The sequence below is a fragment of the Bacillus sp. GM2 genome, assembly GCF_056155945.1.
In genome coordinates, this window is sequence record NZ_JBRKSZ010000007.1 from 1,717,502 (window position 1) to 1,743,283 (window position 25,782).

The following is a 25,782-nucleotide window of genomic DNA, read 5'->3' on the forward strand; positions in this document are numbered from 1 at the left end:
CTAAAAAACCGGTAAACCGTGACAGCCGTCTAACACACGGGGTATGAGCGGAACATAGAATACAACGAAAATCCGCGCAAGAAAGGACGAAAAAAAATGGAGAATGCAGAACATTTACAGCAGACACCAGCTCCCGAACAGCATATGCATATCCCCCAGTATCAGCACGCCGAAACAGCCGTGCACCACATCAAATGTCCGTTGTTTCCGCACTTGAAACATAAGACGTTGTGCACAGTTGCGCCGTTTGTTCATTACGGTTTAAATGAAGCGCAAGCCACTTCCTATCACCACGCCATGGAGGAAGTAGCGGCAATGGCTTATTTAATGGGCATGGGTATGGACCCTCACTTGGCCTACTGTACAGTTGAGTCATGGGAAATCAACGAAACATTTTATTAATTAGACTGAACGGTCAAAAATAAAGAGAAAAGACCGTTCAGTCTCAGGAACGAGTTAAAGCAGACGCCAGCGTCCGGCGTGTTCATTGGCGAAATCAGCCAGTGAACGCGTTTTTTTCCCGTGATGCGTTCCACTGTATCTGTGATGCGGTTTTCTTTGCCATTCTTGATTTTCCTGTCTAATTCCGACATGAAGCCGGCATAATCGGGAGATAATCCTGCTTTTATATACCTTTCCCTCAAAGCGGACACTCCGACATTGACATGCCTGATGTCGCGGCCTGCCGCTCTGCCGATGATTGCCGCGGCTTCAGCATAACTCAAGGCTTTCGGCCCGGTCAAGATATGGCTCGTATTATGCGGCTTTTGATCAAGCAATGCGCGCACAGCCACTTCAGCAATATCGTCTGCATCTATAAACCCGACTTTGCCGCTGCCTGACGCCGTGACGATTTCATTTTTCTTCCGAATCGAAGCGCCATGCTGATGGTCAAAATTCTGCATGAAATATGAAGGCTCTAGCACCGTCCATTCAGGAACATATCGCCTGACCGCGTGATGAAGCTTCCCAAATACGGGTCCGTCTTCATCAATAATTGCAGCGCTGAGCAGAACAATGCGGCGGACGCCGAATGCCGCTGCCATTTCCAAAAACGGGACAACGAGCGGTGACGGTTCGAATACACCGACAGGCGCAACCAAATATAATGAGTTCGTGTTTTTTAATGCGTCTCTGTAAGTTTTTTGATCATTCCAGTCAAAATACACATGTTCCGTTCCGGCCATTGCAGGCATTCTCCGGCTTGCGATCCGGACGCCGGCCCCCCGAACGTACAAGCCGTTTGGCGATTCGGCTTCCAGTCGTGCCGGTTCCGCCGGTAATCAATATTTTTTTCTCCACTTTTATCACTCCTTGTTAGGTCATTAAAAAGCCTGCAGCCGTCCTCCGAGCGATTCGATGACAATCAAAGGATTCCAATAATCTTTGTAGTGGACAATTTTGCCCTCTTTCATGTTTACAAGGCTGATGTACTGTTGGTTATAAGGAAGACCCGTCTCGCACACCGTGCCTTCACATTCAAATTCGACAGCCGCATTGCCCGTATTTGCCATTTGATGAATAGTGGGTGCTGTGAAGCGGACAATATCGATCTTTTTGGGAAAATCCTTTATATATTCGTAAATCGCCGACTTTCCTTCTATTTTTTAGGAAAACCTGGCGGTGCATATGGATGCTCAAACACCGCGTCTTGATCCCAAAGCTGTATCCACTTTTCCATATCCTTTTCGAGCATCGACTGCAAAAATTGTTCGGATCACACAAATTCTTTCCCCCATTCTTTTTTGACCATTCGGTCTAAAATAGTAATAAAAACGAGCGGCAGCCCATCTTCCCTTGACGAAAAAATTCTTTAATCAAGAACAGACAGGCTGACATCGATCAAATCCTGAAGGGCGTCAAAGTCCCCCGTTAACTTCGCCTGAAACGTGAGCGACAGCCGGGTTTGATTTAAAAAACGGGCAACTGCTGAAAGATCTTGGCCGCCCTTCTTTAGTTCCCCCTGTGACTCGGCCCGGACAAGCGCTTTGTAAAAGGCGGTTTCCAGCTGCTTTGTCTGCTTATCAAAGTATTCGGCAACCTCTTGATCGCGGGGAATTTGTTCAATTGCGCTGTTGATGATATAGCATGCCTTTGAACGTTCGGGGTCTTTCAGAACGTTTAAGCTTTCCTGGAAGATCTGCCGAACCGATTGCTTCACTGATCCGGGGCTTTCAAGCATGGCGATCACTTGCGCATTTTTATCATCTAGATATCTTGTAAGGGCGGCGATAAACAGATCCCTTTTAGTCCCGAATGCATTGTACAGACTTTGCCTGGCAATTCCCAGGCGGCTGAGCAGCTCCTGCATCGACGCCCCCTCATAGCCGAATTGGCCGAAAACCTCCATCGCTTTATGAAGGACGAGAGCGGTATCAAATTCTTTGCTCCTTCCCAAGCCCCTATCACCTCCTTTATTTGAAGGATACACTTTCTAGACTGTTCAGTCAAGAATTATCCGCTTCACGGTTCTATTCACCATTCCAGCTGTAAAAAACGGCGCATGATCCTTCTTTAACGGTCATAGACATAGCATAAAACCCCCTGTCACATACAGAGGAACAAAAGGAAGTGTGCCAGTTGTTTATTTATACAGTCCAGCCGGGAGATTCACTATTTGTCATCGGCGCCAAGTTCGGAATTTCGATTGACCAGATCCGATTGGCGAATGGGTTGATCGCAACAAACATTGTCCCCGGACAGGCTCTTTTAATACCGCTTTATACATATACCGTTCAGCCGGGAGACAGTTATTACACGATTGCCCGCCGGACGTTTGTATCCGTCGAAGCATTGCAAAAAGCAAATCCGTCTGTAACCCCTGCCAATATGAGGCCGGGGATAAAAGTGATGATTCCGGAATTGCCGAAAAAACCGATCACTGCTTTAGGATATTACACACTGAGAAACCCCCGGTTAGACCAGGAATTGATTCATAATTTTGCCCCATACGCCACGTATCTGGCATTTTTTGAATACCACATTTCAAGCGACGGATCGTTAAGCGAGCTGAATGATTCACCGGCCGTACAAACGGCTTGGAGACGGCGCGTTCCTCCCCTCATGACAGTCACCAATCTAACTGAATCAGGCTTCAGTCCGTCTCTTGCGCACCGCGTATTAAATCAGCCTGCCGTAAGAAATCGCCTCATCGACAATATTGTCCAAACGATTTCCAGAAAAGGATATGCAGGCGTCAATATTGATTTCGAACAGATTTTGGAGGAAGACAGAGATTTATTTTCAGGTTTTCTCCGCCTGTTGAAAGAGCGGCTGAAGCCGTCCGGCTATGTGTTGACGATTGCCGTTCCGCCGAAAACAAATGAAAATATCGCCTGGCTGAAAGGGTATGACTATGGCGGAATCGGCGCAGTGAGCGACCTTATCTTCATCATGGCATACGACTGGCACCACGGGACAAGCGAGCCCGGCCCCATTGCTCCGATCAATGAAGTCCGGCAAACAATTCAATTTGCTCTCCGCCATGTCCCCAAAGAAAAAATCGTTCTCGGCTTTCCGCTTTACGGCTATAACTGGACCCTGCCCTATCAGCCCGGTGCCGTATACCCCGGAATCGCCAACCAAGACGCCGTTCAGCTCGCCATGAAGCACCAGGCACCGATTCAATATGATACAAATTCTGAGTCCCCTTTTTTCAGATACACCGATGAACAGGGCAGACGGCATGTCGTATGGTTTGAAGACGCACGCAGCATCGGAAAAAAACTGCAGCTGATCACCGAATACGGACTTGACGGCGGCGGCGTCTGGCAGCTCACACTCAGTTTTCCGCAAGGAACATGGCTCTTGACCAAATTCTTTCGCGTCCGAAAAGTCTGACATCATTATGTGATTTATTGTAAAATAACAAACCGAATAATCCCGCTAACGAATTTTGATACTAAAGATGTGTCCTTCACACAATAACAAATTTGAAAGGAATGTTTGCGATTGAATAATGCGATCCATGAAACATTGGAGCTGCATGAGCTGTTAATGTTTAAAAACCTTTGTCTGACAAAGTCATCAACAATGACGGGAATGGTTCAGGATCAAGAGCTTCGCGACATCTTGGAGCGTGATGCATCCCAAACAAAGCATCAGATCGAGCATTTACAAGGTCTGCTGTCAGTTAGAGGTGAAAATATATGAACGAATTCATCCAAAACATGACAGGAATGGGTGCGATGACTGAACAAGTGATTGCCACCGATTTTTTAATCACGGCGAAAACCGGTGTCAAAAACATTGTCACAGCTATCACAGAAACATCTTCTCCAGAAGTGCGCGAAACGCTTAAGCAGTATTTAAACGACGCGATTGACACCCATGAACAGATCACAAACTATATGATTTCCAAAGGGTATTACCATCCTGCGAATTTATCTGAACAAATTCAGATTGATACCAAAGCTGCCGAAACGGCTAAAGATCTTCCGCAACTGTAATAAAAACGTGTGAATACCCCGCAGTCCATACAGCGGGGTTTTCATACTTAAACGGTTTCTTCTTTTTTCTCATCATAATCAATGACTGCCTTTGGCAGCGCCGTATATTTCGCCCAGTAAAATACCGCAATCGATCCTAGCGCGATCAAGATTAAATCGACCGGCGTTCTCAATAGGCCAAGGCCGTTACCGAATGAGCCCAGAAACGATAAAATCAGGAGCATCACATAATATCCGACGATCCACCAGCTTGATTTAAGCTGCTGTGCAAACGAAACATCGTCCTGCGGAACGTATTTTTTACACGCGCAATAAACAGCAAACATCACAAGCTGTGATCCGAGCAGCCATGACACGGTGTTCCACCCTGACCAATAGACGATATACGACGCAAATATGAAGGAGACAGGAGCGATGACAGCCATTCCTTTGATTTGCAGAGGCTTTTTAAGCTGCTTGGCATTCACATTCAGCGCCGCTGCTGAAACCGGAGCAATCGCATAGGAGAGGATCAGGGCAACAGAGCAAACATTGACGAGCGCGTCCCAAGACGGAAACGGAAGCGTCCAAAAAACGGCGAGCGCAAACGACAGCCACAACGACGGACGCGGAATTCCCGTTGGTTTATTCACCTTGGCAAAGATTTTGAACAATGTGCCGTTCCGCGCCCATGCATAAACCAAGCGCGATGTTGTATTCATAAAAATATTGCCGTTTCCGCCGGGTGATAAAATCGCATCCAGAACGACGCCAGCCCATCCCGAGCAGCACCGCGATATCTTTAAACGGAAGAGAAAATTCCCTGCCGATCGCTTTCCATCCGTCATTTAGCATATCAGTCGGTATGGCTCCGATAAACACCACTTGCAGTATCGTATAGACGCAAGCCGAAACAATGATGCAAATCAGTAGAGCAACCGGGATGTTCCGCTGCGGATTTTTCACTTCGCCGGCGACCGAAACGATCGGATGTAGACCGAGGTATGCGAACATCACCCCGCCGGTCGAAATGGATGTCTGAACCCCGCCAAAGCCAAACGGCGCAAATTCTCCCGCAAAGTTCGCCGATTTAAAATGGAATATCAACACGATGATGATTGTCAAAGGAACAAAATACTTAAAAACCGAAATAATTAAATTTGATTTCGCAAACGCTTTGACACTCCAATAATTCAGTAAAAAGAACAAACAAAGCAGCGCAAACTGCAAAAGCCAGCCGATAATCGTCGGCGATTCAGAACCTTTTATCGTCAAACCGGGAAACCAATAAGCCACGTATTGCCTGACAGCGGTCACTTCGATTGAAATCAGGCTTGTATAGGCAACGATCGTGATAAATGAAATCAAGTATCCGACAAGGTGGCCGTGGGTATAAACGGGATAGCGGATAATCCCGCCCGTCCGCGGCAAAGCAGCTCCAAGCTCGGCATAAACGAGTCCGATTAAAAGGATAATGACACCGCCGATAATCCACGAAAAGCTTCCCGCCGGCCCGGCTTTTGAAGCGACATTGCTGACGGCAAACAGCCAAGCCGAGCCGAATATCGCACCCATGCCGATCAAAATCAGGTCAAGCAGAGAGATCGTTTTTTTGAAATTGCCCTGATTTGACAAATCACTTCCTCCTTTTTAATACATTTAATAGAAGGTAGTATGTTCAAAAAGCGCCTCTGTATACTTTTCCCGCTTCCTTTCGGCTCAACAAAAAACCCGGGGATTTCCCGGGTTCCTTCATATGGTTATTTCACTCCTGCCGGTGCTAAAAATGCCTCAATTTCATCTGCGGCTTTCTCGGCCCCTCCTGCTTGTTTAATGTGCTCTTGCATGTCCTTTACGCGTTTCAGGACATCCGGGTTACCGTCCGTCTGGGAGACGGCTTCCCGCAATGAAGCAACTGTTGTGTCCTCCGGCTGCAAATGCTTGCCAAGCCCGAGTTCTTCGACGCGGCGGGCAGTGATTTCCTGTTCAGGCATTTGTGGGACCGCAACAAGCGGTACACCGGCATTCAATCCTTCCATCGTACTGTTCATACCCCCATGGGTGATGAAAAGCTCCGCTTTCTTCAGGATTTCAAGCTGTGGAACCCGCTGATGAATTGAAAAGTTATCAGGTATGTCGTCAAAGCTTTCAGGATCGATTGTCGTGCCGACAGCCATGATCACCTGCCACTTCGTGTCCCTGAATGCTTCTATGCACATATGATAAAATTCCGGCCAGGCATTGAACGCCGTCCCTAAAGAAATCAGCATGACAGGACGGCCGCTGTCCGAAATAACCGGCGTGTCTTTTTCCTGAAACTTGCGTTTGGCTAGAGAAGGACCGACAAAAGAGAACCGTTCATCAAACGTTTCGCCGTATGGCTGAAAAGCACGAGGCATAAAGACAATGTTCAATTTTGCCGGTTCGAACATCTCTTCAAAACTAAATGACGGAAGATTCTCATTTTTCAAAGCGGCTTCTTGCTCAGGCGTGAGCTCGATCTTAAACTCTTCAGACATTGATTTGAATGAAAAATGTTCGTTCTGTGCATATGTAGAACAAAGGCGAACCGCCTCTATTCCAAACTTCTCAGCCAGCATTTTTCCCGCCATGGCCATAAAGTCAAAAAGGATGAGGTCAGGCTTGTCATTCTCATAAAGCGCTTCAAGCTGAGGAAGAACCTCCTCCATTTCTTTCATAAACATCATCGGAGCCTGCGTCATATCTTTTTTATTTTTCATCAGCTCCCGAATTTGCTGCGGATCGATATTTAAAGTTGAGCGGTAGTTGAGCGGCTCTGCCCCAGTTTCCTCAACAGCTTTCACAAACTCATCCGTTACCGGATATGTTACCCGATAACCGCGTTTGACAAGGCTTGCAGTTAAAGCAAGCGTCGGATTAATATGCCCGTGAGCGGGAATATTAAAAATCGCGATATGTTTTTGGCCCATTTTTTAACCTCCCGTTATTTTTCGCTTCATAACAGTAACGATGATTTTAAATCTCTTTCACTATGTTAAACAACATATTATAGATAATAAAGGAAAAACCCTTCAAAATTAAATTAAAATTAAAAAATACTAATATAGTCCTTCTTCTCACAAAAAAACACCAAACTTTAGCCCTTAGTTTAAGGCCGCACTCGACTTTATTCCCCTTTTCGTTACTGCCGACTTATATTTCAATCGTTTTATAACAAAAAACATCCGTCAAAACAGCACTCGTTTTAACGGATGTCATGAAATTGCCATATTTTAAATTTAGTTTAAATTATTCTGTAAATGATGGTAAATACAAAAAAATTTTTATAATGTTATTTTGTCGCGTTTCCTGCTTCATTTCCTTTCAAAACTATCGTTTATCGTTTCCTTCTCATCATAATTAGATATGAAAGGACTGTTGTTATTGGTATATACAGCGGAACATCTTGATGATTATTTAATGGAACAAGCATCCAACAATCATTTTCACGGCAGCATTTTGCTGGCAGACTCAAACGGTATTCTGTTATCGCAAGGATACGGTTATGCTAATTGCAAGGACAAAGTGAAGAATAAACCGTCTACACGCTACCAAATTGCTTCGCTGACAAAGCAATTCACAGCCATAGCGGTCATGCAGCTGCAAGAAAAGGGGCTGCTTCGTACAGATGATCCGGTACAAAACTATTTAGAAGGCTATCCCAACGGCGACAGCATTACCATCAAACATTTATTAAGCCATACGTCCGGAATTCCTGATTTTCTAGAGGAAGAATTGCTCGATATTGAGCTGGAGCGCGCACCGTTAGACCAATTTATCGGCCGTTTTATCGACAAGCCGCTCGAATTTCGCCCGGGACAAAGGTTTAATTACAGCAATTCAGGATACATACTGCTCACAAAAATCATTGAAACAATCACAAATGAAGCTTATGGAGACGTCATTCAACAATTGATCTTTGACCCTTTAGGCATGAAAAACTCCGGTTTCTTCGCTTCTCCGGAAGATATTTCGCCCACAGTCGGATATTTATGCCTGAATCGCGAAATGATCAAAGCGCCTATCGTATACGGCTACGGGGAAAGCGTGCTCTATTCAACCGTTGAAGACTTGTACTTATGGGACAGGGCGCTTTACACTGAAAAGCTTGTCACAAAAGGCGCTTTGAAAGAAGCGCTTTACAGCAGTGTCAAAAAAACGGCTTTTGCAGCCGAAGGCCCTTCTCCGGCACTCATTCAAAACAATTCGATCGGATACGGATGGTTTATTAATCATCAAAACAAGTATAAAATATGGCATGATGGAGAAATCCACGGTTTTATCAGCTCGATTAACCGATACATAAACGAGAAAAAAGTGCTGATTATGCTCAGCAATTGCAACCTGTCAAAAACAGACGAGATTTTGGCAAACTTGGAACAAGCTTTATTGCAAATGTAGAAGTTAAAAACAAAGAAAGGCAGCGGGAGCGGTATGATCAGAAAACTATTCACTATCCTCATCATGGCAAGTATCATCGCGGTCGGATTCGTCTGCAAAGATTCCTGGCTCGGCGTCATCAGGGACGGAGGCGTTTATTCGGTGCTATTCAGCATGCTGCTTGTGGCGGCCTGTGTATTTTTCCCGATCGTCCCGTTTGCGCTCATTGCCGGATTAAACGGCGCTTTGTTCGGAATCGCAAACGGCGTGCTGATCACGCTGACAGGGTCGATGCTCGGCACCATGCTCTTGTTCTTTCTCTCACGTTACGGATTCAGAGATTTGGCTCGCAAACGCTTAACGAAATACCCGAAAATGAGCGAATATGAAGCCTATTTTAACCAAAATGCTTTTACAGCCGTACTATTGGGCAGACTGATCCCCGTTATCCCCGCCGTTGTCATGAATATTGTCTGCGGTTTAAGCAAGGTGAAATGGGCTGTCTTTTTCGCGGCTTCGACACTTGGAAAAATCCCTAACGTTCTCGTCGTCTCTATCGCAGGTGCCAATTTCAGTGAAAACAAGCTGATCTCTATCGGTGTCTACGGCTTATACATGGCGATCATAGCGCTTGTCATCTACAGAAAGTATCCCCATCTGACTCAAAAACATAAAGAGACAAAACAGACAGGGAAACCTTCTTGACCCGCTGAGGCGGCAATTATAGCCGCCTTCGTTTTTCGGTTGAACGTCAGCCGATTACAACAGCCGTACCATATCCGATTAGTTCGGAGGTACCCTGGCCTGCAGATAGTTCGAACCTTAGACCGACGATCGCGTTTGCTCCGAGTTCTTCAGCTTGATTCACGAGCCGTTCCCTCACAGCTTTTTTCGAATCCTCAAGCATTTGGGTGTAATTTTTTAATTCTCCGCCAATGACCGACTTCAATCCTGACAGAATATCTTTTCCGATATTCCGCGACTGAACGATGCTGCTGGTGACAAGCCCTTTGACTTCGACGATATTTTGATTCGCGATTGTATCTGTTGTGACGATGATCATTAATATCCTCCCTTTTCCTAAACTTACTAGCTACCATACCATATCCGCCGGAAGCGTGCAGTTATTTATCCATCATATCGGCTGGATTTTTAAAATGTTAAGTTTTTCATGCAAAGTTTCACCATGCTGCATAGAATTGAGGTAAACGATGTATAAAGAGCGGAAGAAAGAATGACAAGAGCACGCTCAGATACTAATATTTGTGATTACACAATTGATGAATTTACTGGAAATAACCATGTACTACTATGAAGTTAAAATAACCTTTCTGGAAGTTGATTATATCAATTGTCCAGTTTATTTTGATACAGATAGCAGGTTTGCATCAACTGAGGAAAGAGAAAAGTATAGGAGACAATACCAGCTTGAAAAAGAAGATTTAATGATTGTCTTTGATTTTGATGTTTCAAACACTTTTTATTATCTGTCAAGTTTCGAATTTGAAATGGGTCTGCATAAACTGCAGCTCAATAGAAGGATGATTCACAAAACTGAAGCTTCTATTCTTTTTTTCCTAACTCTCATTTATGTTCCACTTCAACACTCTTTCATCCCAGTTGATTCTTCTTCCACTTTCTTATTTTAGTCCTGAAGCTTTTAAATGGAGCCACAGAGTTGATGTGGATAAACCTTATAGCAGGCCACTTCGGGTTTTCACCTGTCCAATTCAAAGTACCTTGGGTGAATAATTCTTCATCTGTGAGCGTATCAATCCAAGACTGAAGTTGCGCCTCTGCCTTCTTGAATTCTTGGCGAAGCTCAGTTAACGAAAAGTGAGAATACAGATCGTAAAAAGATTGATAAAGATCCCCCAATTGGTTCCATTTATAATGAGGAGAGGGAGTGACAACGGTTTTCCCCAAGCGCTCATCCCTGTCCCAGCTCATCAACAGGTTTAACCATCCGAGCTGATAAGCAAGGATTTCCCCTGGTGTTCGATCTACATCTTGATCCCGAACATCTCTAAACTGATCGGGGATATCGTCAAACTCCCCATCTAGTAACAAATAGCGCTTATGAATTTCTTCTTTTAAATGTTTCTTGGACTCGTACACCGTCATCCCTCCTTGATATCAACTATAGTGTACACGATTTGTCCGCCTTATTTTAAAACAAATCATGAACTTTTAATAAAGAGCAGTTTGCGAGACTTCCCTTACATTGCATGTATTGAATTTATTCAGCGATTTCCGCTTCAATATGAGGTAATGTGAATCGGCTCCCCTTCACCTGCTCGTGAATATGCAATAGTCAGTCCGTTCGTTTCAAAGGTGCCGATGCTTCTTTTCATAATTTCTTCATCCTTTACTTTCATCATGTTTCAGAAATTCGATACAACATAAAAAACGGCTGGGCTGTACCGCCCAACCATTCGAATATTTTAAGATTTTTTGCGTTTGCAGGTCCATAAATAAAGCAATCCGCCAACCAATACAAAGACTGTGAATATGGCAAACGAGCGGCTGAATACAGCGCTTTCGGCATTGTCCATTGCCGGAAGCGCAGAATAGCCGAACCCGCGCACTGCCATCAAGCCTCCTGCAAATGCGACGCCTATTCCTTCAGATAAAAAACAGGCAAAGTTCAGCATCCCCATTCCAGCGCCTGCAGCCTCTTCTTCCAAGCTTTCTGCGGTACTATTTGAAATCGCCGTTTTCACAAATGAAAGACCGCCAAATATAAACACGAGCATCATCGTCATCACCCATGGTGTCCGGTCACCGAACTGTGCCGCGGCCGCCATGGTTGCTAAGATCAATAACCATCCAAGAGTAAAAACAAACCGGCTGCCGAAGCGATCTGTCAGGGCTCCCCCCGCGACACCAAAAAAGATAACGCCCACACTACCCGGAAGCATGATGCCGCTCCCGATAATATCGGCATTTAAACTGAACAAGACTCTCATCATATATGGAACGACAGAGACGATTCCCGCAATGCTTCCCAATACGATACATCCTGCCAAAACGACGCCTATATATCTGCGGTTCTTGATTAAAGACCGGTCAATAAAAGGATGTTCCGCATATCGGGTATGAACCGCAGCTCCAATCAAGCAAAAAATGCCCGCCGCTAAATAAAAGACATGATACAGCGATATATATACAGCGAACATCACAATGCTGATTGTCAGCAGTCCGATCCCAATGATATCCAGATTTGCTTTTGCAGCGGCTTCAGCAGGCATATTTCTGAGGAAGAAAGGAATCGACATCAGCACCGCCATCGGAAGAAGGAACAGAAACGACCAATGAATATGATGTACAATCATTCCGCCGATAGCCGGACCTATTCCTTCACCCATTGCCACCAGTGATCCGACAAGGCCGAACGCTTTGCCCCGGCCCTCCGGACGGACATAGCGTGTAATGATGACCAGGATAAGCGCGGGTACAGCGGAAGCCCCGGCTCCTTGAACAAAGCGCGCAAGATCACGGCCGGGAAATAAGACTGAGCTGAAAGACCTATTAACGAACCTCCGCCATAGATGATTAGTCCGGCCACAAACAGCTTTCTGACACCGTACATATCAGAAAGCCTGCTGTAAACGACCGAACCGGCAGCAAAAGAAATGATAAAACTCGTATTCACCCAATTTGCCGCGGCAGGCGACACGCCAAATTGATTTTTTATATCCGGCAATGCAACATTAAATACGGTTTCGTTCATCACACTGAAGAAAGCGACAAAGCTAAGCCACCAAAACGCCTTCTTTTGATGCTTAAAGGACTGTATTTTATTGTTTTTCAATTGAATGATACCCCCAAAATTATAGGGGAATCACGCAGTTTATAGGGTTAATGATGCGCTTTCCCCTCAAATGTTAACCCGTTTATTTTTTTGCACTTCATCATTCATGCGCCTCCTCATATTTGATTTTTAAATTATACAATTGATCAACAAAGGGATCAATGTAAGGAACATAAGCTGAACTTTTACATTGCAAAAAAAGGCCAATGAAGAATACCGGTGCAGTACCCTTCATTGACCTTTATTCGTGACATACTGAGCAAGCCAGCCTTGTACTGTGCTTTTCCGAAAGCTTAATCAAATTCCCTGTTTAATAATTTTTTCAGTTCCTTTTTTTGTTTTTTCGATACGAGGATATACAAAATATCGCCTGATTTAATTTTTGTTTCTCCGTGCGGCGTGACCAAATCCCCGTTTCGAATGATCGCATTGATCAGGGCATCTTTCGGAAAGCTGATGTCTTTCAGTGCCTGCCCGGTGATGGCTGTTTGGTCATCGACTTCAAATTCGATAATTTCGGCGTTCGCCTTGCCGATGGAAACAAGCTCCAGCGAATGCGGCGCTTCGACTTTCTGCGGCCCGTTCAATTTTAATTTTTCTGCGAAGACCGATATGGTTGACCCTTGGATCAAAGCCGATGTTAAAACAACGAAGAATACGACATTGAAGACCAATTGGCTGTTTTCAAGCCCCATCGTCATGGGAAATGTTGCGAGAACGATCGGAACGGCCCCTTTTAATCCGGCCCACGACAAGAAGATTTTTTCGTTAAAATGAAAGCCCATTTTGATGGTCGACAGAAAAACGGCAACCGGCCTGGCGATAAAAATTAAAATCAGCGAAAGCAGGAAGCCTTTGAAAATGATGTCGAAAGATAAAAATTGGGCAGGAAAAACCAATAACCCCAGAATAATAAACATCAAAATCTGCATCATCCAGGCAAAGCCTTCATTAAACCTGAAAATAGAATGTCGGTAAGTCAAATCTTGATTTCCGATGACAAGCGCAGCAATGTAGACGGCAAGCAAGCCGCTCGCCCCGATGACATCTGTAAGACTGTAGGTAAGAAGCGCAAAAGCAAGAGCAAAGATCGGATAAAGTCCGCTTGAATCCAAGTTGATTTTATTGATGGCAAAGCTGGCGAACCGCCCGAGTAAATATCCGAGCAAAAGCCCCATTCCCATCTGCCAGAAAAATGAAATCACAAGCATGAAATAAGATGAATGATCAGCCGTCAGCAGCTGGATGAGCGATAAAGTCAAAAACATCGCCATCGGATCATTCGTCCCCGACTCTGCTTCCAGTGTGGAGCTCAATCTGTCTCTAATATTCTGGCCTTTCAAAACGGCGAATATCGCGGCCGCATCTGTAGAACCGACAATCGCTCCGAATAAAAAGCCTTCTATCCAGGAAACATTAAAAATCAGTTTGGCCGCAACCGCAACCACACAGGTGGTCAGCAAAACACCAATCGTTGCGAGCGACAATGAAGGAACGGCGACCGCTTTGATTGAAGACCACTTTGTTTGCAGACCGCCTTCAAAAAGGATGACGACGAGTGCGATAATTCCGATCAGCTGGGCTAGCTCGGGATTATTAAAATAAATAATTCCGAGACCGTCGCTCCCCATGATCATCCCGACAATCAAGAACAAAACGAGAGCGGGCACTCCGAGCCTAGTCGAAAATTTCGTTGTCAGTACACCGATAATCAGCAATAAGGCCGCTAATAAAATAAACTGCTCCATATTAATGTGTTCCAACCATTTATCCTCCTCCCAATCTTAACCGATACTGGTGCTGTTCCCCGTTCTTTTACCCGAACAGGCACCTTCATAAAACGTATGTAACAAACGATGTTCGTGTATGCTCGTGTATGGGACCGTCCTTCAGCCTTCACTCTGTCCGTGAAACTTTGTGCCTGCAATCGCAATAATCCCAATAATGATTGCGATTGGAATCCAAATCACGGCAAACGGATGCGCAGGCTCAGCAAGTGCGGCAATGACGGCCCCCAGGCAATAGAGCACAATCGTCAAAGCGCGAAGCCATGCGTCCTTATGGATGACCTTTTGGTCGTTTTTGCTGAGGAACCGTTTTGTCACATCTTCGAAAAAGTTTGCGAGCGTCCCCGTTAGGACAGTAGTAGAAATACCTGCAATGCCGAGCTTTCTGGCTGCTGTGGTCTGAAGCCCCATCGCCATGCTTAACAGCAAGATCAAAAAGTGTGGTGAACTTTCATAGAAAGTCAGACAAGCAAATAGAAGCAATACGGCTGCTTCAACAGCAAGTGCAATCGTGACGCCTGACGGCCAGAACGATTTTTCCTGTTTTCCGACAATGGCTGCTGAAATAATCACGCCGATGATAAATCCGAACAATGCGATCAGCGAGTACACGGCGGTCGCATGAAGAGAATTGCCGATTGATAATCCTAACAGTACGATATTCCCGGTCATATTAGCAGTAAATACGTGACCGATACTTAAGTACCCAATCACATCTACAATACCTGCTGTCAAACAGAGAAGTAAAAGCATGATGTTTCGATCATGAGCAGCATTCAATGTGATTCAATCCTTTCGAAGCTATTCTGCCCGGCGGCATGTTAAGCCATTCAATCCGGTATGTCATGAGCCTTTCCTAAGGGAAAACTCGTTTTGGGGGCTTTTTTATTGTTAGAAAAAGAGGGGTTCTTAACGAAAAAATGCGGGCGATCCGATCATGCACCTCAGCAAAACACTTATCGCTCATCGTGTTACATCTGCAATTCAATTGTATCATAAGCATTAAAATTTTTTATAAATGAAGTTCTTAAAAACTTGTTTTTAATAAATGGGAACTCATTTCTTACTGTTAAGAAAGCAGCCGACCGGCGTTTATTGCATGATCCGTCTGTTTGCCTAAATAAAAACGAACGAGCCGCCTTTTAAAAGCGACTCTTCCCCATTCCTTCAATACTTGCAAAGTTCATGTTACACGCGGGAGGACTGATTCACTTCATATGCCGCCCGTATTCCCGATTCAATCGCTCCCTGCATCCACCCGTGAGTGAGGGAAGCGTGCTCCCCGGCGAAATACACCCTTCCCTCAGGCATAGGAATATAAGGATACAGCTCCAATTCCTGACCAGGTTCGAAAGCTGTAAATGCTCCCGCTGAAAAAGGATTTTGTGTCCAGCTGAAAGAAGCGCCTGATACAAACTCAGAATACACGATATTTCCATATATTCTCGCTAAATTTTTCAGCGTATAGCGGATCCGCTCTTCTTCCGGCTGACTGTCCCATATCAGCGCTTCATCAGCCCACGTATAGCTCGCTAAAATAACAGCATGCCCGTGTGCCCCTATGCCGCTGCTTGGGTAATATGAAAAGCGAATCGGCAAATCGGTAATGGATCTGCCGCCGCGCTGCCCGACTCTTTCCCAAAACCTGCTCTTAAATTCAATTCCTATTTTTGTCGCGGCAATATAGTTAAGCTCCCGAATCGCTCTCCGCTTATGATAGGAAAACGAATCAAACGGCTCAAATGTTACAAATCGCAAAGCTGAAAAAGGAATTGTTACGATTACGAAATCACTTGTCAGCGCTGAATGTTCTGCCGACTGTTGGTGGATACAATGGGCTGTCACCTTGTTTTCAGTTTGAGATATTTTCATCAATTTTTGACGGTATAAAATATCGCCCTTCAATTGCGGAAGAAAAGCTTGCGTCAGCAGGTCCATGCCGCCTGTAATCTCATAGAAACGAGACGGCGATGTAAAAAAGATCGATTCCCTCAATACTTCGACAAGTGACAATCCCATGTACGCTTCCATGTCCAATAGCACACCAATCATATCAATGGCGCCGTGTGAAAAATGAGTGTTGAGAAAAGAGCCTAACGATTCGTTTCTGTATTGTTTTTCAACAATACGCCAATTTCTCGCCGGATCTTGGCTGATAAAATTGAGGATAGGCTGCAAAGCAGTAAGCATCAGCTGTTCAGCCGTTTTTCCCTGCTCATGGGGAGCAGCGGGGAATCTTAAAACACCCGGATGTCTTTCAAACTCATGAAGACGGGTTTTCACGCCGTTGACGTAAAGAATATCCATGGGGGTTCTGTTGATAAACTCATTAACAGGCAGATTAAATTTCTTAATGTATTCCATCGTTAAAGTATGAATATCGGGGATGCGCATCGGACCGGCATTGAAATACAGCCCTTCGCTAAAGGGCGCACGGGAAGTAAAAACACGTCCTCCCGCTCTGTCATTTCCTTCCACAATCGTCACTCTGTGCCCGGCACTCTTTAATAAAGACGCTGCGACAAGCCCGGACAGCCCGGCACCAACGATCATTATATGCTTAGGATACTGTGTTGTTTGAAGGCCGTTCCTGATGATATGAAGCATGTCTCTCTCAGTTAATTGAAAATTCAATTTACTCAGCGCCCTTTTAGGTGGATTTATTGCATTATATTCCGTTTAAAAGACGCCAATCACCATTTTCATCCTCTCTGCACGAAGACTCCGCATGAGGGCGCAGTTGCAAATGGATCAACTATTTTTAAAAATGTAAATCAATATCCTATACCGAATTTATAAAGTGACATAGGATAAACTATGTATCTTTAGGGAGGTGAAACATATGAGCGGAGGTTACGGATACGGAAGCGGTTTTGCTTTAATTGTTGTCCTGTTCATTCTCTTAATCATCATTGGTGCCAGCTGGTTCGGCGGTGGTTATGGAGGCTATTAAGTAAGTTCTAAAATAGTTCCGTTTTAAAAGCAATAACCTATGACCTTCTCCTTATTTTACATGTTCTCCCCTCTTGCTTATCGTTATTGACGCCATTATGAAAGGCTCTTTTTAAAAAGAGCCTCAGACCGTTGACAAAACAGGTCGGATTTTAAAAATCCGACCTGTTTTTGTCCATTTTATTCTATTATTTCGATCAGAAGGCTGGCGGTTAGGACCTTTCCAGGTCCAATTCGCCAGCTTTTTCAGATTCATGGCAGCGAAAACAAGCATCGCCTGCATGGACAATTTTTTCTTTCCCCGTAAGGTTGTCCAGCGCAAGCCATGCTTATGTTTTAAATCGGCAAAAACTCGTTCGATCGTCTCTTTACGTTTGGCATAGATTTGTTTATTCTCTTCCGTATGCCGAAGATGATCAGCTTCGTCTAAATGATCCTGCCAGATATGTCTGTGAATCATCTTTCGATGATCTCTACTTTCTGTACACGTATGTAGTAATGGACATTGTTTACATCGATTTGGATCTGAAGCATACTCTCGATAACCTTGCCGATTGGTTGTGCGATAGGAGAGAATATGGTCTTGCGGGCAGATATAGACATCATAAAATTCATCGTAAACATACTCGTGTTTTCTCATGAATCCTTTTTTGGTTTGCGGACGCGTGTAAGGCATAACAGGGCGAACGTTTTCTTCATGAAGAAATTTTGCGATAACCGGTGTTTTGTATCCGGCATCAACTGCGACCGTATGAGGCTTGGCGACGCGCTCTTTCACTTGTTGAAACAGGGTCGTGAACACTTGGCTGTCATGAATATTGGCAGGCTCAACAACCGTCCCCAGCACAAATCCGTTCCGGTCACAAGCTGTATGAAAACCATAAGCAAAAAGGCGTTCCCGTTCACCCTTTACAAAATAGCCGCTCTCAGGATCTGTTGTACTTTCTTTTATTTCTCGTTCTTCTGAGCATTGCCTGGGCTTTAAGGGCTTTTTGCCGTTGGCTTCGCGATCGGCATTAATTTCTTGATCTAACTGTTCCTGATAAGCTCTTGTTTCTTTTCTTACGATCTTTTTCACAAACTTTTTCTTATTGGCATTCGCTTTGACATGTGTGCTGTCGATGAAGGCAACCGAAGGATCGACGAGGCCGAGATCCATGGCCTGACGTAAAATCCTATAGAAGATTGTTTCAAATAGGTCTGTGTCATGAAAGCGACGTTCATAGTTTTTACTGAAGGTTGAAAAGTGAGGGATTTTTTCAGAGAATCCATATCCAATAAACCAGCGATAGGCTACATCAGTTTCGATTCGCTTAATGGTTTCGCGCATGGAGCGATGACCAAACACGTATTGAATGAGCACCATTTTAATCAGTACAACAGGATCAATACTTGGACGCCCTTTTGAAGAATAAAGAGGGGCAACTTTTTGATAAATAAATGAAAAATCAATGGCTTCTTCCATCTTCCTGACCAAATGGTCTTCAGGTACAAGCTCACTTAAGGCAACGACTTCAAGCTGTTCACGCTGATCTTTAGAGTGTTTGGTCAACATGGTAAAACCTCCAAAAATTAGATTCCACACACATTTTAACAAAAAAAGCTTGTCGATCAAGCCACTTTTTTGTGACTTTGTCGACAAGCTGAGGCTCTTTTTAAAAAGAGCCTTTTTTTAATACAACACAGGAAAACGCGCCTCTATTTAGCTTCACTTTGCTCCAAAGAAACCCTATTTTCCCCTATGCTTTTGTTTCGCTTTTTGCTTTCTGAGTAAATACTTTTGTTCTTTTTTCTTTTCCCGCTGCTCTTTTGTCAGCCGCTGTTTCTTTCGTTTTCTTGCATCCAGCTCTTGTTTTATCGCTTCTTGCGCCTTATGAGACACACCGGCATTTTTCAATTCTTTAGACACTTGCCGCTGCAGCCTTTTCGGATTTATTTTGCGCGGGCGGCGGGCGGCCAGCCCAACTCCTTCCTGTTCTGCATGTGACAGTGCCTGTAAAAGTTGATGATGAACAAAATGCAATACTTCCGAATCCTTCGGCTCTTTGCCAAACAAATGCCGGACGGCTCTCAGCTTACCTTCAATCACAACTTCAATGACTCCTATCCAAAACTGACCATCATAGTAAACCGTTAATTTCATAACGATTCCCTCCTCCATCAACATGTATTTCAGAGAATGACGGACATCCCGAGGAGGGGAAGGTTACTGGCATGATCAATCATGCATCCGGACTACCAACCGACTCGTGTTTTTTCATTCTCCGCTAAAAATTTTATCAATTTTTCCAGTTTAGGAAAAGGGGTAAAGTGCTTTTATATTCAGTACAATAATATAATGCAATCCCTCCCTTGAGCCAGATAGGCTCTCAGAACTTCTCACTGTAAAGGTGCGGCTGGATAGAAGCTGCTCAGATCTCATTGGCACCGTTTAACCTCTTCTATTTGCGTTTGACTTGAAAAAGAGATAAAATGATTTACAAATCGTAATAATTACGTTTTGTTCCGCCGTATTGAAAGAGAGACCATATAAATAAACAACCAAAGGCGGCAAGAGAAGGCTGAAATATAGAGAGCTTGCGAAAGGAGTGAAAAGCTCAAGGTGACGAAGAAATACTGCGGAGCTTATCCCACCGTCTCCCCGGTTATCGGTATCACCTTTCGGGACAGTTATCGACCGGGGCTTGCTTAGTTCTTTATCATTTTACCGTTTGCAAATCGTAATAATTCTGTTTTATTTGGAGGAAAGATACATATGGCGACATGGGATTTAAGTAATATGAAACATCATATCTTTATCTGCAACGGCAGCAGCTGCAATCGGGTCGGAGCTGAGGAACTGACTCAAGTGATTCGGCAAGAAATCTCCGAGCGGGAACTTGACGATGTCATTCATACAACGCGCACGCGGTGTAATGGAAGATGCCAAGATAAATGCGTGGTCATCCACTATCCGAAAGGAACATGGTATAAAGATTTAAAACCGGAGGATGTCCCCCTCCTGATTGACTCGCTTTTTACCAATGAAGATTATACAGAAAAAGCGAGCCATTTGTATGATGGCCAACGTTTCGAGCGTTCATCTGGCGTCATCGCCGGGATTCCAAAAGACAAAGAAAAAGTAATCAAAGTATCGAAAAAATTGTAAATGAGGTCGAATGATCATGCCTTTAACTAAAAAGAAAATTCCTATCACCATCCTCACTGGATATTTAGGCGCCGGGAAAACTACACTTTTAAATCGAATACTTACAGAAAAACACAATCAAAAGATTGCGGTTATTGTCAATGAGTACGGAGAAGTCGGGATAGACAATCAGCTCGTCGTTGATTCTGAAGAAGAAATTTTGGAAATGAACAACGGCTGTATCTGTTGCACGGTCCGCGGAGATTTGATTCGTATTTTGCGAACTCTCGTATTCTCAATGGATCAAGGGAAAGTTGCATTTGATCGGGTTTTAATCGAAACAACGGGACTGGCTGACCCAGCACCTGTAGCCCAGACTTTTTTCATGGATGAACTGCTGTCCGACATATTTGAAGTTGACAGCATCGTCACGGTAGTAGACAGCAAGCATGTCACCAGACATCTGGATGATCAGGATGAAGCTCAAGAACAAATCGCTTTTGCTGACGTCATCATCCTCAATAAAACAGATTTAGTATCAAAAGACGAACTTATATCCTTGGAGCAAAGACTTGTCAACATTAATCCTGCGGCTAAGAGGCTGCATGCCAGAGATTGCAAGATCAATTTAAAAGATATACTGGGGATCAATACGTTTGACGTCAATCGAAAACTTGAAATCGACCCTCATTTTCTAGAGGATCATCATCACCACCACCATGATGATAAAGTGTCTTCTATTGCTTTTCGGGAAGAGAAGCCTCTTGATTTGGCAAAAGTGGATCATTGGATGAGTTATCTCGTACGGGAAAAAGGAGAAGATTTATTACGTTATAAAGGGATCCTTTATATTAAAGGGGAAGAATATCGAATCGTATTCCAAGGGTTGCATATGCTGTTTTCAGGACGTCCGGATCGGAAGTGGAATGAAAACGAGACAAAACAAAGCGAACTTGTTTTCATTGGAAAGGACTTGGACAAAGAGGAACTGGAGCGGCAATTTAAAAATTGCATAGCGAAGTGATATTTCTCGCTTTGTTGGGTCTCTCTTTGCTTAATAGAAAGAGCCGAGATTTGATTTTGCAAGTCTTTTTCGAGGGCAAAATGAGTTTTTAAGCAGGTCATTGCCTGCTTTTCTTTTTGTTCTTATAAGGACTTGCCTGCGTTCCCGCAACTGTCGCGCGATAGTTTACAGCCGCCCTTCCTTTGAATCTGACGACACCTTCGATACATCCGGATAAAAACACTTAAGGTAAAGGTGCGTCTCACAGTTCTAGCCATTAAAAAAGCAGCTAACCAGCTGCACAATATTTGCAAAAAATCATCGTCCGTAGGCTCTCGTATAGGATTCTGGTATTCATGTCCATTTTTCTTGCTTTGTATGACAAAGGTGAAAGGATAAAAGCCCTCCATTTTGTCGGATTTTATTAAAAACCTTGAAAGATAGTTTCCTTTCAAGGTTTTTGAATTTTGCCTTATTCGGTTATTTCTATATAATGATTCATATTTTGAAGTTCTTCATACCTGATCTGTAGACCGTCAGTTCCTTCAAGTAGAGTAGACACATATCCAGTTATATCTACTTCTATTTCATCCGCATCATCTGGTTCAATAATTTCTGGATGTGAACGAACTTCCAGGGTATAGCCTTTTTCTCCTCCAAACCCCTGAATCACTACCTGAAATCCTAAAATTGGATTTTCTATAAAAACAGCGGGCACTTCTTCATAAATTTGTTCCTCCATACCGCCAAAGGGTATTCCTCCAAATAATTTAACTGAAATTATTCTTGCTAAATCATCTATATCCTTATTCGAAGTAATTGGAATTAAACATTTAAAATACGGATATTTTTTTTCCATCTAACATTCTCCTATTCATCTTTTAATATTTTGCTTCCTTTTGTAAATTTACTATTATATTCTTCTTGAGTAAATATTCTAAAGGTTAATTTATCAGGTCTCCCTTTTTTATCTGTTTTTCTTAATCCATCTAAAGAGTTTTTTAGAGTTTTATCTAACTCTTTTTGTATTTTCCTGATTTCCTTTATATCGGTACCAGCCCTCCATTTTGAACTTGATGGAAACTTTGAGGCTAATTTATCACTAACAATGAAAGCATCAATATCGAAATCCGTAGGGTCAAATGGAGCGTTTCCCTTATGCGGTCCTTTCTGCCCTGTAGCCAATGAGCCTCTATAACCAACTTTAGCATTTGGATCAATTTCTTTAATTTTCTTCACTGCAGGACTCATTTTGCTTTGAACGGTATTCATAATTTCTTTTCTAGTTTGAACCTTCTCCGCCCCTTTAACACCTTTTTCAGCCTTCGCAACTTTCTTTCCCGCTTCTTCACCTTTAAATAACTTGAAGCCGCGCTTTCCGTACTTAAATGCCTTTCCGAAAGGGGTGACATTCAATGCGGCCATCAAACGGTCACCATTACCTTTAACGATTTCACCTGTCGCAAGGTCGTATCCAAACGCTGCTCTTACTCCATCATACACACCTGTAAATTCCATCGCTGTATCGAAATATTTAGCAAAGTCGCTTTTTTCCACATTCTCTGGAAGGGTGTAGGCGGGTTCGATCTTAACGATTGTATCCCCATCTATGTATGCCCGGTAAAGCGTATCGTTAAATACTCTATAATCTTTTTTTAGTTCATTCAATTCCTCTTGAGTGTACTCTTTTTTGGAAACCTTTTGTGTCGCCAATTTTTTTAATCGATCTGGATCGGCGAGAGTGTTTACGTCAGCATCTTCTTTGTCTCCGACTTTTTTCAACATGGCACCCATCGCTGTTTCTTGATTTCCGCTCAGGTTATCCATCTCATCCGGCTTTAAAATCGAACCTTTTTGGTAGCCGGTGATTTCAATTTTTGGTCCGGTATACATCTTTTCGAGCCTTGAAATGTATTTCTGCATCGTTTCTAGGTCGTTTTCAGCCGTTTTGAGGGCGTTTGTTTGCTCGCGGTCAAACGCATGCAGCTTTTCAAGAGTCGTGCTGATTTCCTTTAACGCTTTCTGATTCTGTTCATGAAAACCGCTGTCATTCAAATCCGGTAAATCTACGATATGGCTGACTTTTGCGATCGTGGCGTTGGTCTTAGAAACCAAATGTTTCGTTGTGCGATCAGCAGCATTTAAGCCATTCTCCAGCTCGTGTTCGAGAAAGGACTGGGAAATAAATCCGTTATGGTTTGGTTCCAGGGAATTCAATGCGCTTTTCATTTTCTTCAGCGCGGAACTGTATTCCTCTATGAAAGTATCATAGAAATGTAGAAAAGGGGTGTGACATTCCTCGTAAAAGGCGCGGATCGCGTCGCCGCCTTTTCCTTTTAAAGCATCATCAAGTGATGTGATGCCGTTAACGGCCTTTTTGACTTTGGCGAATTCGTCTGATTGATGTTTTAATTGTTCCAGCGTTTGATCAATGGCTTTGTGCAACGCTTGAACATCCAGAGTCTTCATAGCATTCTCCTCTAATACTAAAGTGACATACCTCGAAATATTTTACCACTTTATAGAAAAGAATTGGTGAAAAAAACCTGTCAATCCATGAAAATGAATCTTTGAGATTAGGTCATTAAACCTATTTGTTAAGGGGGTGATATACATAAAAAAAGCCGCTAATTAAACGGCTAAAAGGATATTCCAAAAACTCATTTTTAGGTTAAACAACAAAATAATGATTGGGTGCGCTTGTGATGTTTCTTGAAGCTGTGTTCATATCATCGTTGTTCGAAAAATGACTGAGAAAACCAAGTCCAATTATCATAATCCCTAAACCGACCTTCATTTTAGACTTCATACAAACATTCCCCCTTCAATATTTGCTTTTGAGCATAGACCATCTTTTTAAGACAGATGAGACTATCCTCTGTTTTTCCATTATAATCTAGATAGGTGCCGGCTAACAATGCCAGCTCTTCCAAATACGGAAATCCTTTGCTTGTTTCCAGTCGATTGAAAATTTTAAAAAGCGATGCAGTTTCACACCGCTTTATATAAAGTGACTCGAGAGCTTCAAAAAGGCTTATAAACAGATGATCTTTAAGCTCCACAGCACTTCTAAGCCCTGTTCGGTAATAATCCTTGGCTTTATCATACTTATTTTGTTTGAAATTGATTAGCGCCAAGTCGTGGTATGCTTGCGGCAAATTTTTTGATTTATATTGAATTAGAGCTTGTTCAATATATCTTGCAGCCTTATTTAAGTTGTCCATTTTGTGATAGCAGTTGCCAAGGTTATAAAAAGCAGAAGCGTATATCTGTCGATTTTTCTTTTTTAATAGTTCTGCGCCTCTAAGTGCTTGATTTAGATGTGGAAGAGCCTTTTCATGATTCTCTAAATCATCATAATTCCCAGCAATGACAAAATGACACTGAATTAGGCGAACAGAATAGAGTTCATATTTTTTGTAAATGTTATATGCACGCTCTGCAAAGTACATCGAAACGTGGGTCATTTTCATATGGTAATAGACTTCAGCCATTTTAAAGTAAAATTCCGCTTTTTCAATCGTATCTGATATAGCAGGAAATTGACGTTCCGCTTTTTTATAATAAGTAATTGCCTTCGTATATTTTCCATTCCTAAATTCGTACATCCCTCGAAAAAAATGATAATAATACGTAAGCATATGATCTAATTTTCGTTTATTCCCTTCAATTCTCTTCAAATATTCTGATAATTCCATCTGTTTTTCACCCGAAGGTGCTATATATTCAATCATTATACTGTGGCGGAAAGCCATCAATTGATAATAGATTAGTAAATCCTGATCTTCTTCCATAACCTCTATATCCCTTTCAATTTCAGCTTTAAGCATTTCGGCGTCTGTCACATTGAATTTTTGAATATGCTGGTGCCACTCCGTAATTTTCATCCCCACTTCTGCAGATGAGATTCTATCCAACCTTTTCACCCTTCCCTTAACTATACTAATGATGTAAATTTTAACAATATTTCATCATTCGAAAAAGACGTTCGGGCCACCGCAATTAAATTTTCGGTTCCTCCCGCAACAGCAATTTGAGAAAGGAGTTAGAACCATTGATTTAATGGGGGCGATTTTAGGAGATTAAAGTTAGATGCTATTGCGGCTTTTTAAAAGGGAGCGCTATATAATCCCAAGAGCTGTCGAAAAATTGTAAATGGCTCGCCGTTTGACCAGATAGTATTTGTCCTTTTTCAACCCCATCTCCATATCAATCTCAATGTCCTTTATTTTTTTGGAGAGCAACAGGCTGAGAATTCATATACTTCTACC

At 43.1% G+C, this 25,782-nt stretch carries 22 protein-coding genes and 5 pseudogenes; 9 read left to right on the top strand and 18 right to left on the bottom strand.

Features of this window, described 5'->3' with window-relative positions:
- Nucleotides 1-96 precede the first annotated feature (96 nt).
- On the top strand, nucleotides 97-402 hold the full coding sequence (locus tag ACVC9U_RS09750; protein WP_075754436.1) for a hypothetical protein: 306 nt from the start codon (nucleotides 97-99) through the stop codon (nucleotides 400-402).
- 54 nt (nucleotides 403-456) lie between these two features.
- Here the strand turns inward: ACVC9U_RS09750 and ACVC9U_RS09755 are convergent.
- The 3 genes and pseudogenes from ACVC9U_RS09755 to ACVC9U_RS09765 form a co-directional block, all read right to left on the bottom strand.
- A pseudogene (locus ACVC9U_RS09755) lies at nucleotides 457-1,308 on the bottom strand (NmrA family NAD(P)-binding protein).
- Between the two features lie 17 nt (nucleotides 1,309-1,325).
- Nucleotides 1,326-1,696: pseudogene (locus ACVC9U_RS09760) on the bottom strand (nuclear transport factor 2 family protein).
- A 117-nt stretch (nucleotides 1,697-1,813) separates the two neighbouring features.
- Nucleotides 1,814-2,398, bottom strand: coding sequence for a TetR/AcrR family transcriptional regulator (locus tag ACVC9U_RS09765; protein WP_441390708.1), 585 nt, complete (start codon nucleotides 2,396-2,398; stop codon nucleotides 1,814-1,816).
- Between the two features lie 182 nt (nucleotides 2,399-2,580).
- Here ACVC9U_RS09765 and ACVC9U_RS09770 point away from each other — a divergent pair, with 182 nt between their 5' ends.
- From ACVC9U_RS09770 to ACVC9U_RS09780, 3 genes are all read left to right on the top strand, one after another.
- The gene (locus ACVC9U_RS09770; RefSeq protein ID WP_441390710.1) at nucleotides 2,581-3,840 is read left to right on the top strand and encodes a glycosyl hydrolase family 18 protein; all 1,260 of its coding nucleotides are present in this window, start codon (nucleotides 2,581-2,583) and stop codon (nucleotides 3,838-3,840) included.
- 111 nt (nucleotides 3,841-3,951) lie between these two features.
- The gene (locus tag ACVC9U_RS09775; protein WP_043929021.1) at nucleotides 3,952-4,152 is read left to right on the top strand and encodes a hypothetical protein; all 201 of its coding nucleotides are present in this window, start codon (nucleotides 3,952-3,954) and stop codon (nucleotides 4,150-4,152) included.
- Nucleotides 4,149-4,448, top strand: coding sequence for a spore coat protein (locus ACVC9U_RS09780; protein ID WP_441390712.1), 300 nt, complete (start codon nucleotides 4,149-4,151; stop codon nucleotides 4,446-4,448). Before ACVC9U_RS09775 ends, ACVC9U_RS09780 begins: the two co-directional genes overlap by 4 nt.
- Before the next feature lie 47 nt (nucleotides 4,449-4,495).
- Here ACVC9U_RS09780 and ACVC9U_RS09785 read toward each other — a convergent pair.
- Both ACVC9U_RS09785 and yjiC read right to left on the bottom strand, forming a co-directional pair.
- Nucleotides 4,496-6,062, bottom strand: a pseudogene (locus ACVC9U_RS09785) (APC family permease).
- Between the two features lie 125 nt (nucleotides 6,063-6,187).
- Complete coding sequence (gene yjiC / locus ACVC9U_RS09790) at nucleotides 6,188-7,378, bottom strand: UDP-glycosyltransferase YjiC (protein WP_075754426.1); 1,191 nt, start codon at nucleotides 7,376-7,378, stop codon at nucleotides 6,188-6,190.
- Between the two features lie 454 nt (nucleotides 7,379-7,832).
- Between yjiC and ACVC9U_RS09795 the strand changes: the two genes are divergently transcribed.
- A complete protein-coding gene (locus tag ACVC9U_RS09795; protein WP_441390715.1) occupies nucleotides 7,833-8,849 on the top strand; it encodes a serine hydrolase domain-containing protein in 1,017 nt (338 codons plus the stop codon).
- 33 nt (nucleotides 8,850-8,882) lie between these two features.
- On the top strand, nucleotides 8,883-9,533 hold the full coding sequence (locus ACVC9U_RS09800) for a TVP38/TMEM64 family protein (RefSeq protein ID WP_075754422.1): 651 nt from the start codon (nucleotides 8,883-8,885) through the stop codon (nucleotides 9,531-9,533).
- A gap of 46 nt (nucleotides 9,534-9,579) precedes the next feature.
- On the opposite strand, the gene ACVC9U_RS09805 is transcribed toward ACVC9U_RS09800, so the two are convergent.
- The 7 genes from ACVC9U_RS09805 to ACVC9U_RS09835 all read right to left on the bottom strand — a co-directional run bounded on the left by ACVC9U_RS09805 (nucleotide 9,580) and on the right by ACVC9U_RS09835 (nucleotide 17,036).
- A complete protein-coding gene (locus ACVC9U_RS09805; RefSeq protein WP_003182008.1) occupies nucleotides 9,580-9,891 on the bottom strand; it encodes a YbjQ family protein in 312 nt (103 codons plus the stop codon).
- Nucleotides 9,892-10,439: 548 nt separating this feature from the next.
- Nucleotides 10,440-10,952 carry a ClbS/DfsB family four-helix bundle protein gene (locus tag ACVC9U_RS09810; protein WP_441390717.1) on the bottom strand — a complete coding sequence of 171 codons (513 nt, stop codon included), beginning with the start codon at nucleotides 10,950-10,952 and terminating at the stop codon, nucleotides 10,440-10,442.
- 320 nt (nucleotides 10,953-11,272) lie between these two features.
- Nucleotides 11,273-12,274, bottom strand: coding sequence for an MFS transporter (locus tag ACVC9U_RS09815; RefSeq protein WP_441391219.1), 1,002 nt, complete (start codon nucleotides 12,272-12,274; stop codon nucleotides 11,273-11,275).
- Nucleotides 12,181-12,642 (bottom strand): MFS transporter, encoded by a 462-nt coding sequence (locus ACVC9U_RS09820; protein WP_441390719.1) that lies wholly within the window; start codon nucleotides 12,640-12,642, stop codon nucleotides 12,181-12,183. The genes ACVC9U_RS09815 and ACVC9U_RS09820 overlap by 94 nt, the downstream gene beginning before the upstream one ends.
- Before the next feature lie 293 nt (nucleotides 12,643-12,935).
- A complete protein-coding gene (locus tag ACVC9U_RS09825) occupies nucleotides 12,936-14,405 on the bottom strand; it encodes a potassium/proton antiporter (protein WP_075754418.1) in 1,470 nt (489 codons plus the stop codon).
- Nucleotides 14,406-14,531: 126 nt separating this feature from the next.
- A complete protein-coding gene (locus tag ACVC9U_RS09830; RefSeq protein WP_075754416.1) occupies nucleotides 14,532-15,209 on the bottom strand; it encodes a YoaK family protein in 678 nt (225 codons plus the stop codon).
- Between the two features lie 408 nt (nucleotides 15,210-15,617).
- Nucleotides 15,618-17,036 (bottom strand): flavin monoamine oxidase family protein, encoded by a 1,419-nt coding sequence (locus tag ACVC9U_RS09835; RefSeq protein WP_142238640.1) that lies wholly within the window; start codon nucleotides 17,034-17,036, stop codon nucleotides 15,618-15,620.
- Nucleotides 17,037-17,271: 235 nt separating this feature from the next.
- Between ACVC9U_RS09835 and ACVC9U_RS09840 the strand changes: the two genes are divergently transcribed.
- Nucleotides 17,272-17,382: a YjcZ family sporulation protein gene (locus ACVC9U_RS09840; RefSeq protein ID WP_020451477.1), complete on the top strand. Its 111-nt coding sequence runs from the start codon at nucleotides 17,272-17,274 to the stop codon at nucleotides 17,380-17,382.
- Nucleotides 17,383-17,505: 123 nt separating this feature from the next.
- Here ACVC9U_RS09840 and ACVC9U_RS09845 read toward each other — a convergent pair whose 3' ends face one another.
- Both ACVC9U_RS09845 and ACVC9U_RS09850 read right to left on the bottom strand, forming a co-directional pair.
- Nucleotides 17,506-18,936: an IS1182 family transposase gene (locus ACVC9U_RS09845; protein WP_016886315.1), complete on the bottom strand. Its 1,431-nt coding sequence runs from the start codon at nucleotides 18,934-18,936 to the stop codon at nucleotides 17,506-17,508.
- Nucleotides 18,937-19,110: 174 nt separating this feature from the next.
- Nucleotides 19,111-19,597: pseudogene (locus ACVC9U_RS09850) on the bottom strand (YjdF family protein).
- 539 nt (nucleotides 19,598-20,136) lie between these two features.
- Here ACVC9U_RS09850 and ACVC9U_RS09855 point away from each other — a divergent pair.
- Nucleotides 20,137-20,529: a (2Fe-2S) ferredoxin domain-containing protein gene (locus tag ACVC9U_RS09855; RefSeq protein ID WP_075754410.1), complete on the top strand. Its 393-nt coding sequence runs from the start codon at nucleotides 20,137-20,139 to the stop codon at nucleotides 20,527-20,529.
- Between the two features lie 10 nt (nucleotides 20,530-20,539).
- Entirely contained in the window at nucleotides 20,540-21,532 is a 993-nt protein-coding gene (locus ACVC9U_RS09860) for a CobW family GTP-binding protein (protein ID WP_075754408.1), read from the top strand.
- 451 nt (nucleotides 21,533-21,983) lie between these two features.
- Here ACVC9U_RS09860 and ACVC9U_RS09865 read toward each other — a convergent pair whose 3' ends face one another.
- The 4 genes and pseudogenes from ACVC9U_RS09865 to ACVC9U_RS09880 all read right to left on the bottom strand — a co-directional run.
- Nucleotides 21,984-22,370, bottom strand: coding sequence for a hypothetical protein (locus ACVC9U_RS09865; RefSeq protein ID WP_075754406.1), 387 nt, complete (start codon nucleotides 22,368-22,370; stop codon nucleotides 21,984-21,986).
- Nucleotides 22,371-22,381: 11 nt separating this feature from the next.
- The gene (locus ACVC9U_RS09870; RefSeq protein WP_342410013.1) at nucleotides 22,382-23,980 is read right to left on the bottom strand and encodes a T7SS effector LXG polymorphic toxin; all 1,599 of its coding nucleotides are present in this window, start codon (nucleotides 23,978-23,980) and stop codon (nucleotides 22,382-22,384) included.
- A 329-nt stretch (nucleotides 23,981-24,309) separates the two neighbouring features.
- Nucleotides 24,310-25,428 (bottom strand): response regulator aspartate phosphatase, encoded by a 1,119-nt coding sequence (locus ACVC9U_RS09875; protein ID WP_142238604.1) that lies wholly within the window; start codon nucleotides 25,426-25,428, stop codon nucleotides 24,310-24,312.
- 204 nt (nucleotides 25,429-25,632) lie between these two features.
- Nucleotides 25,633-25,755 (bottom strand): annotated as a pseudogene (locus tag ACVC9U_RS09880) (ArpU family transcriptional regulator); the annotation flags it as partial.
- Between the last annotated feature and the right edge of the window lie 27 nt (nucleotides 25,756-25,782).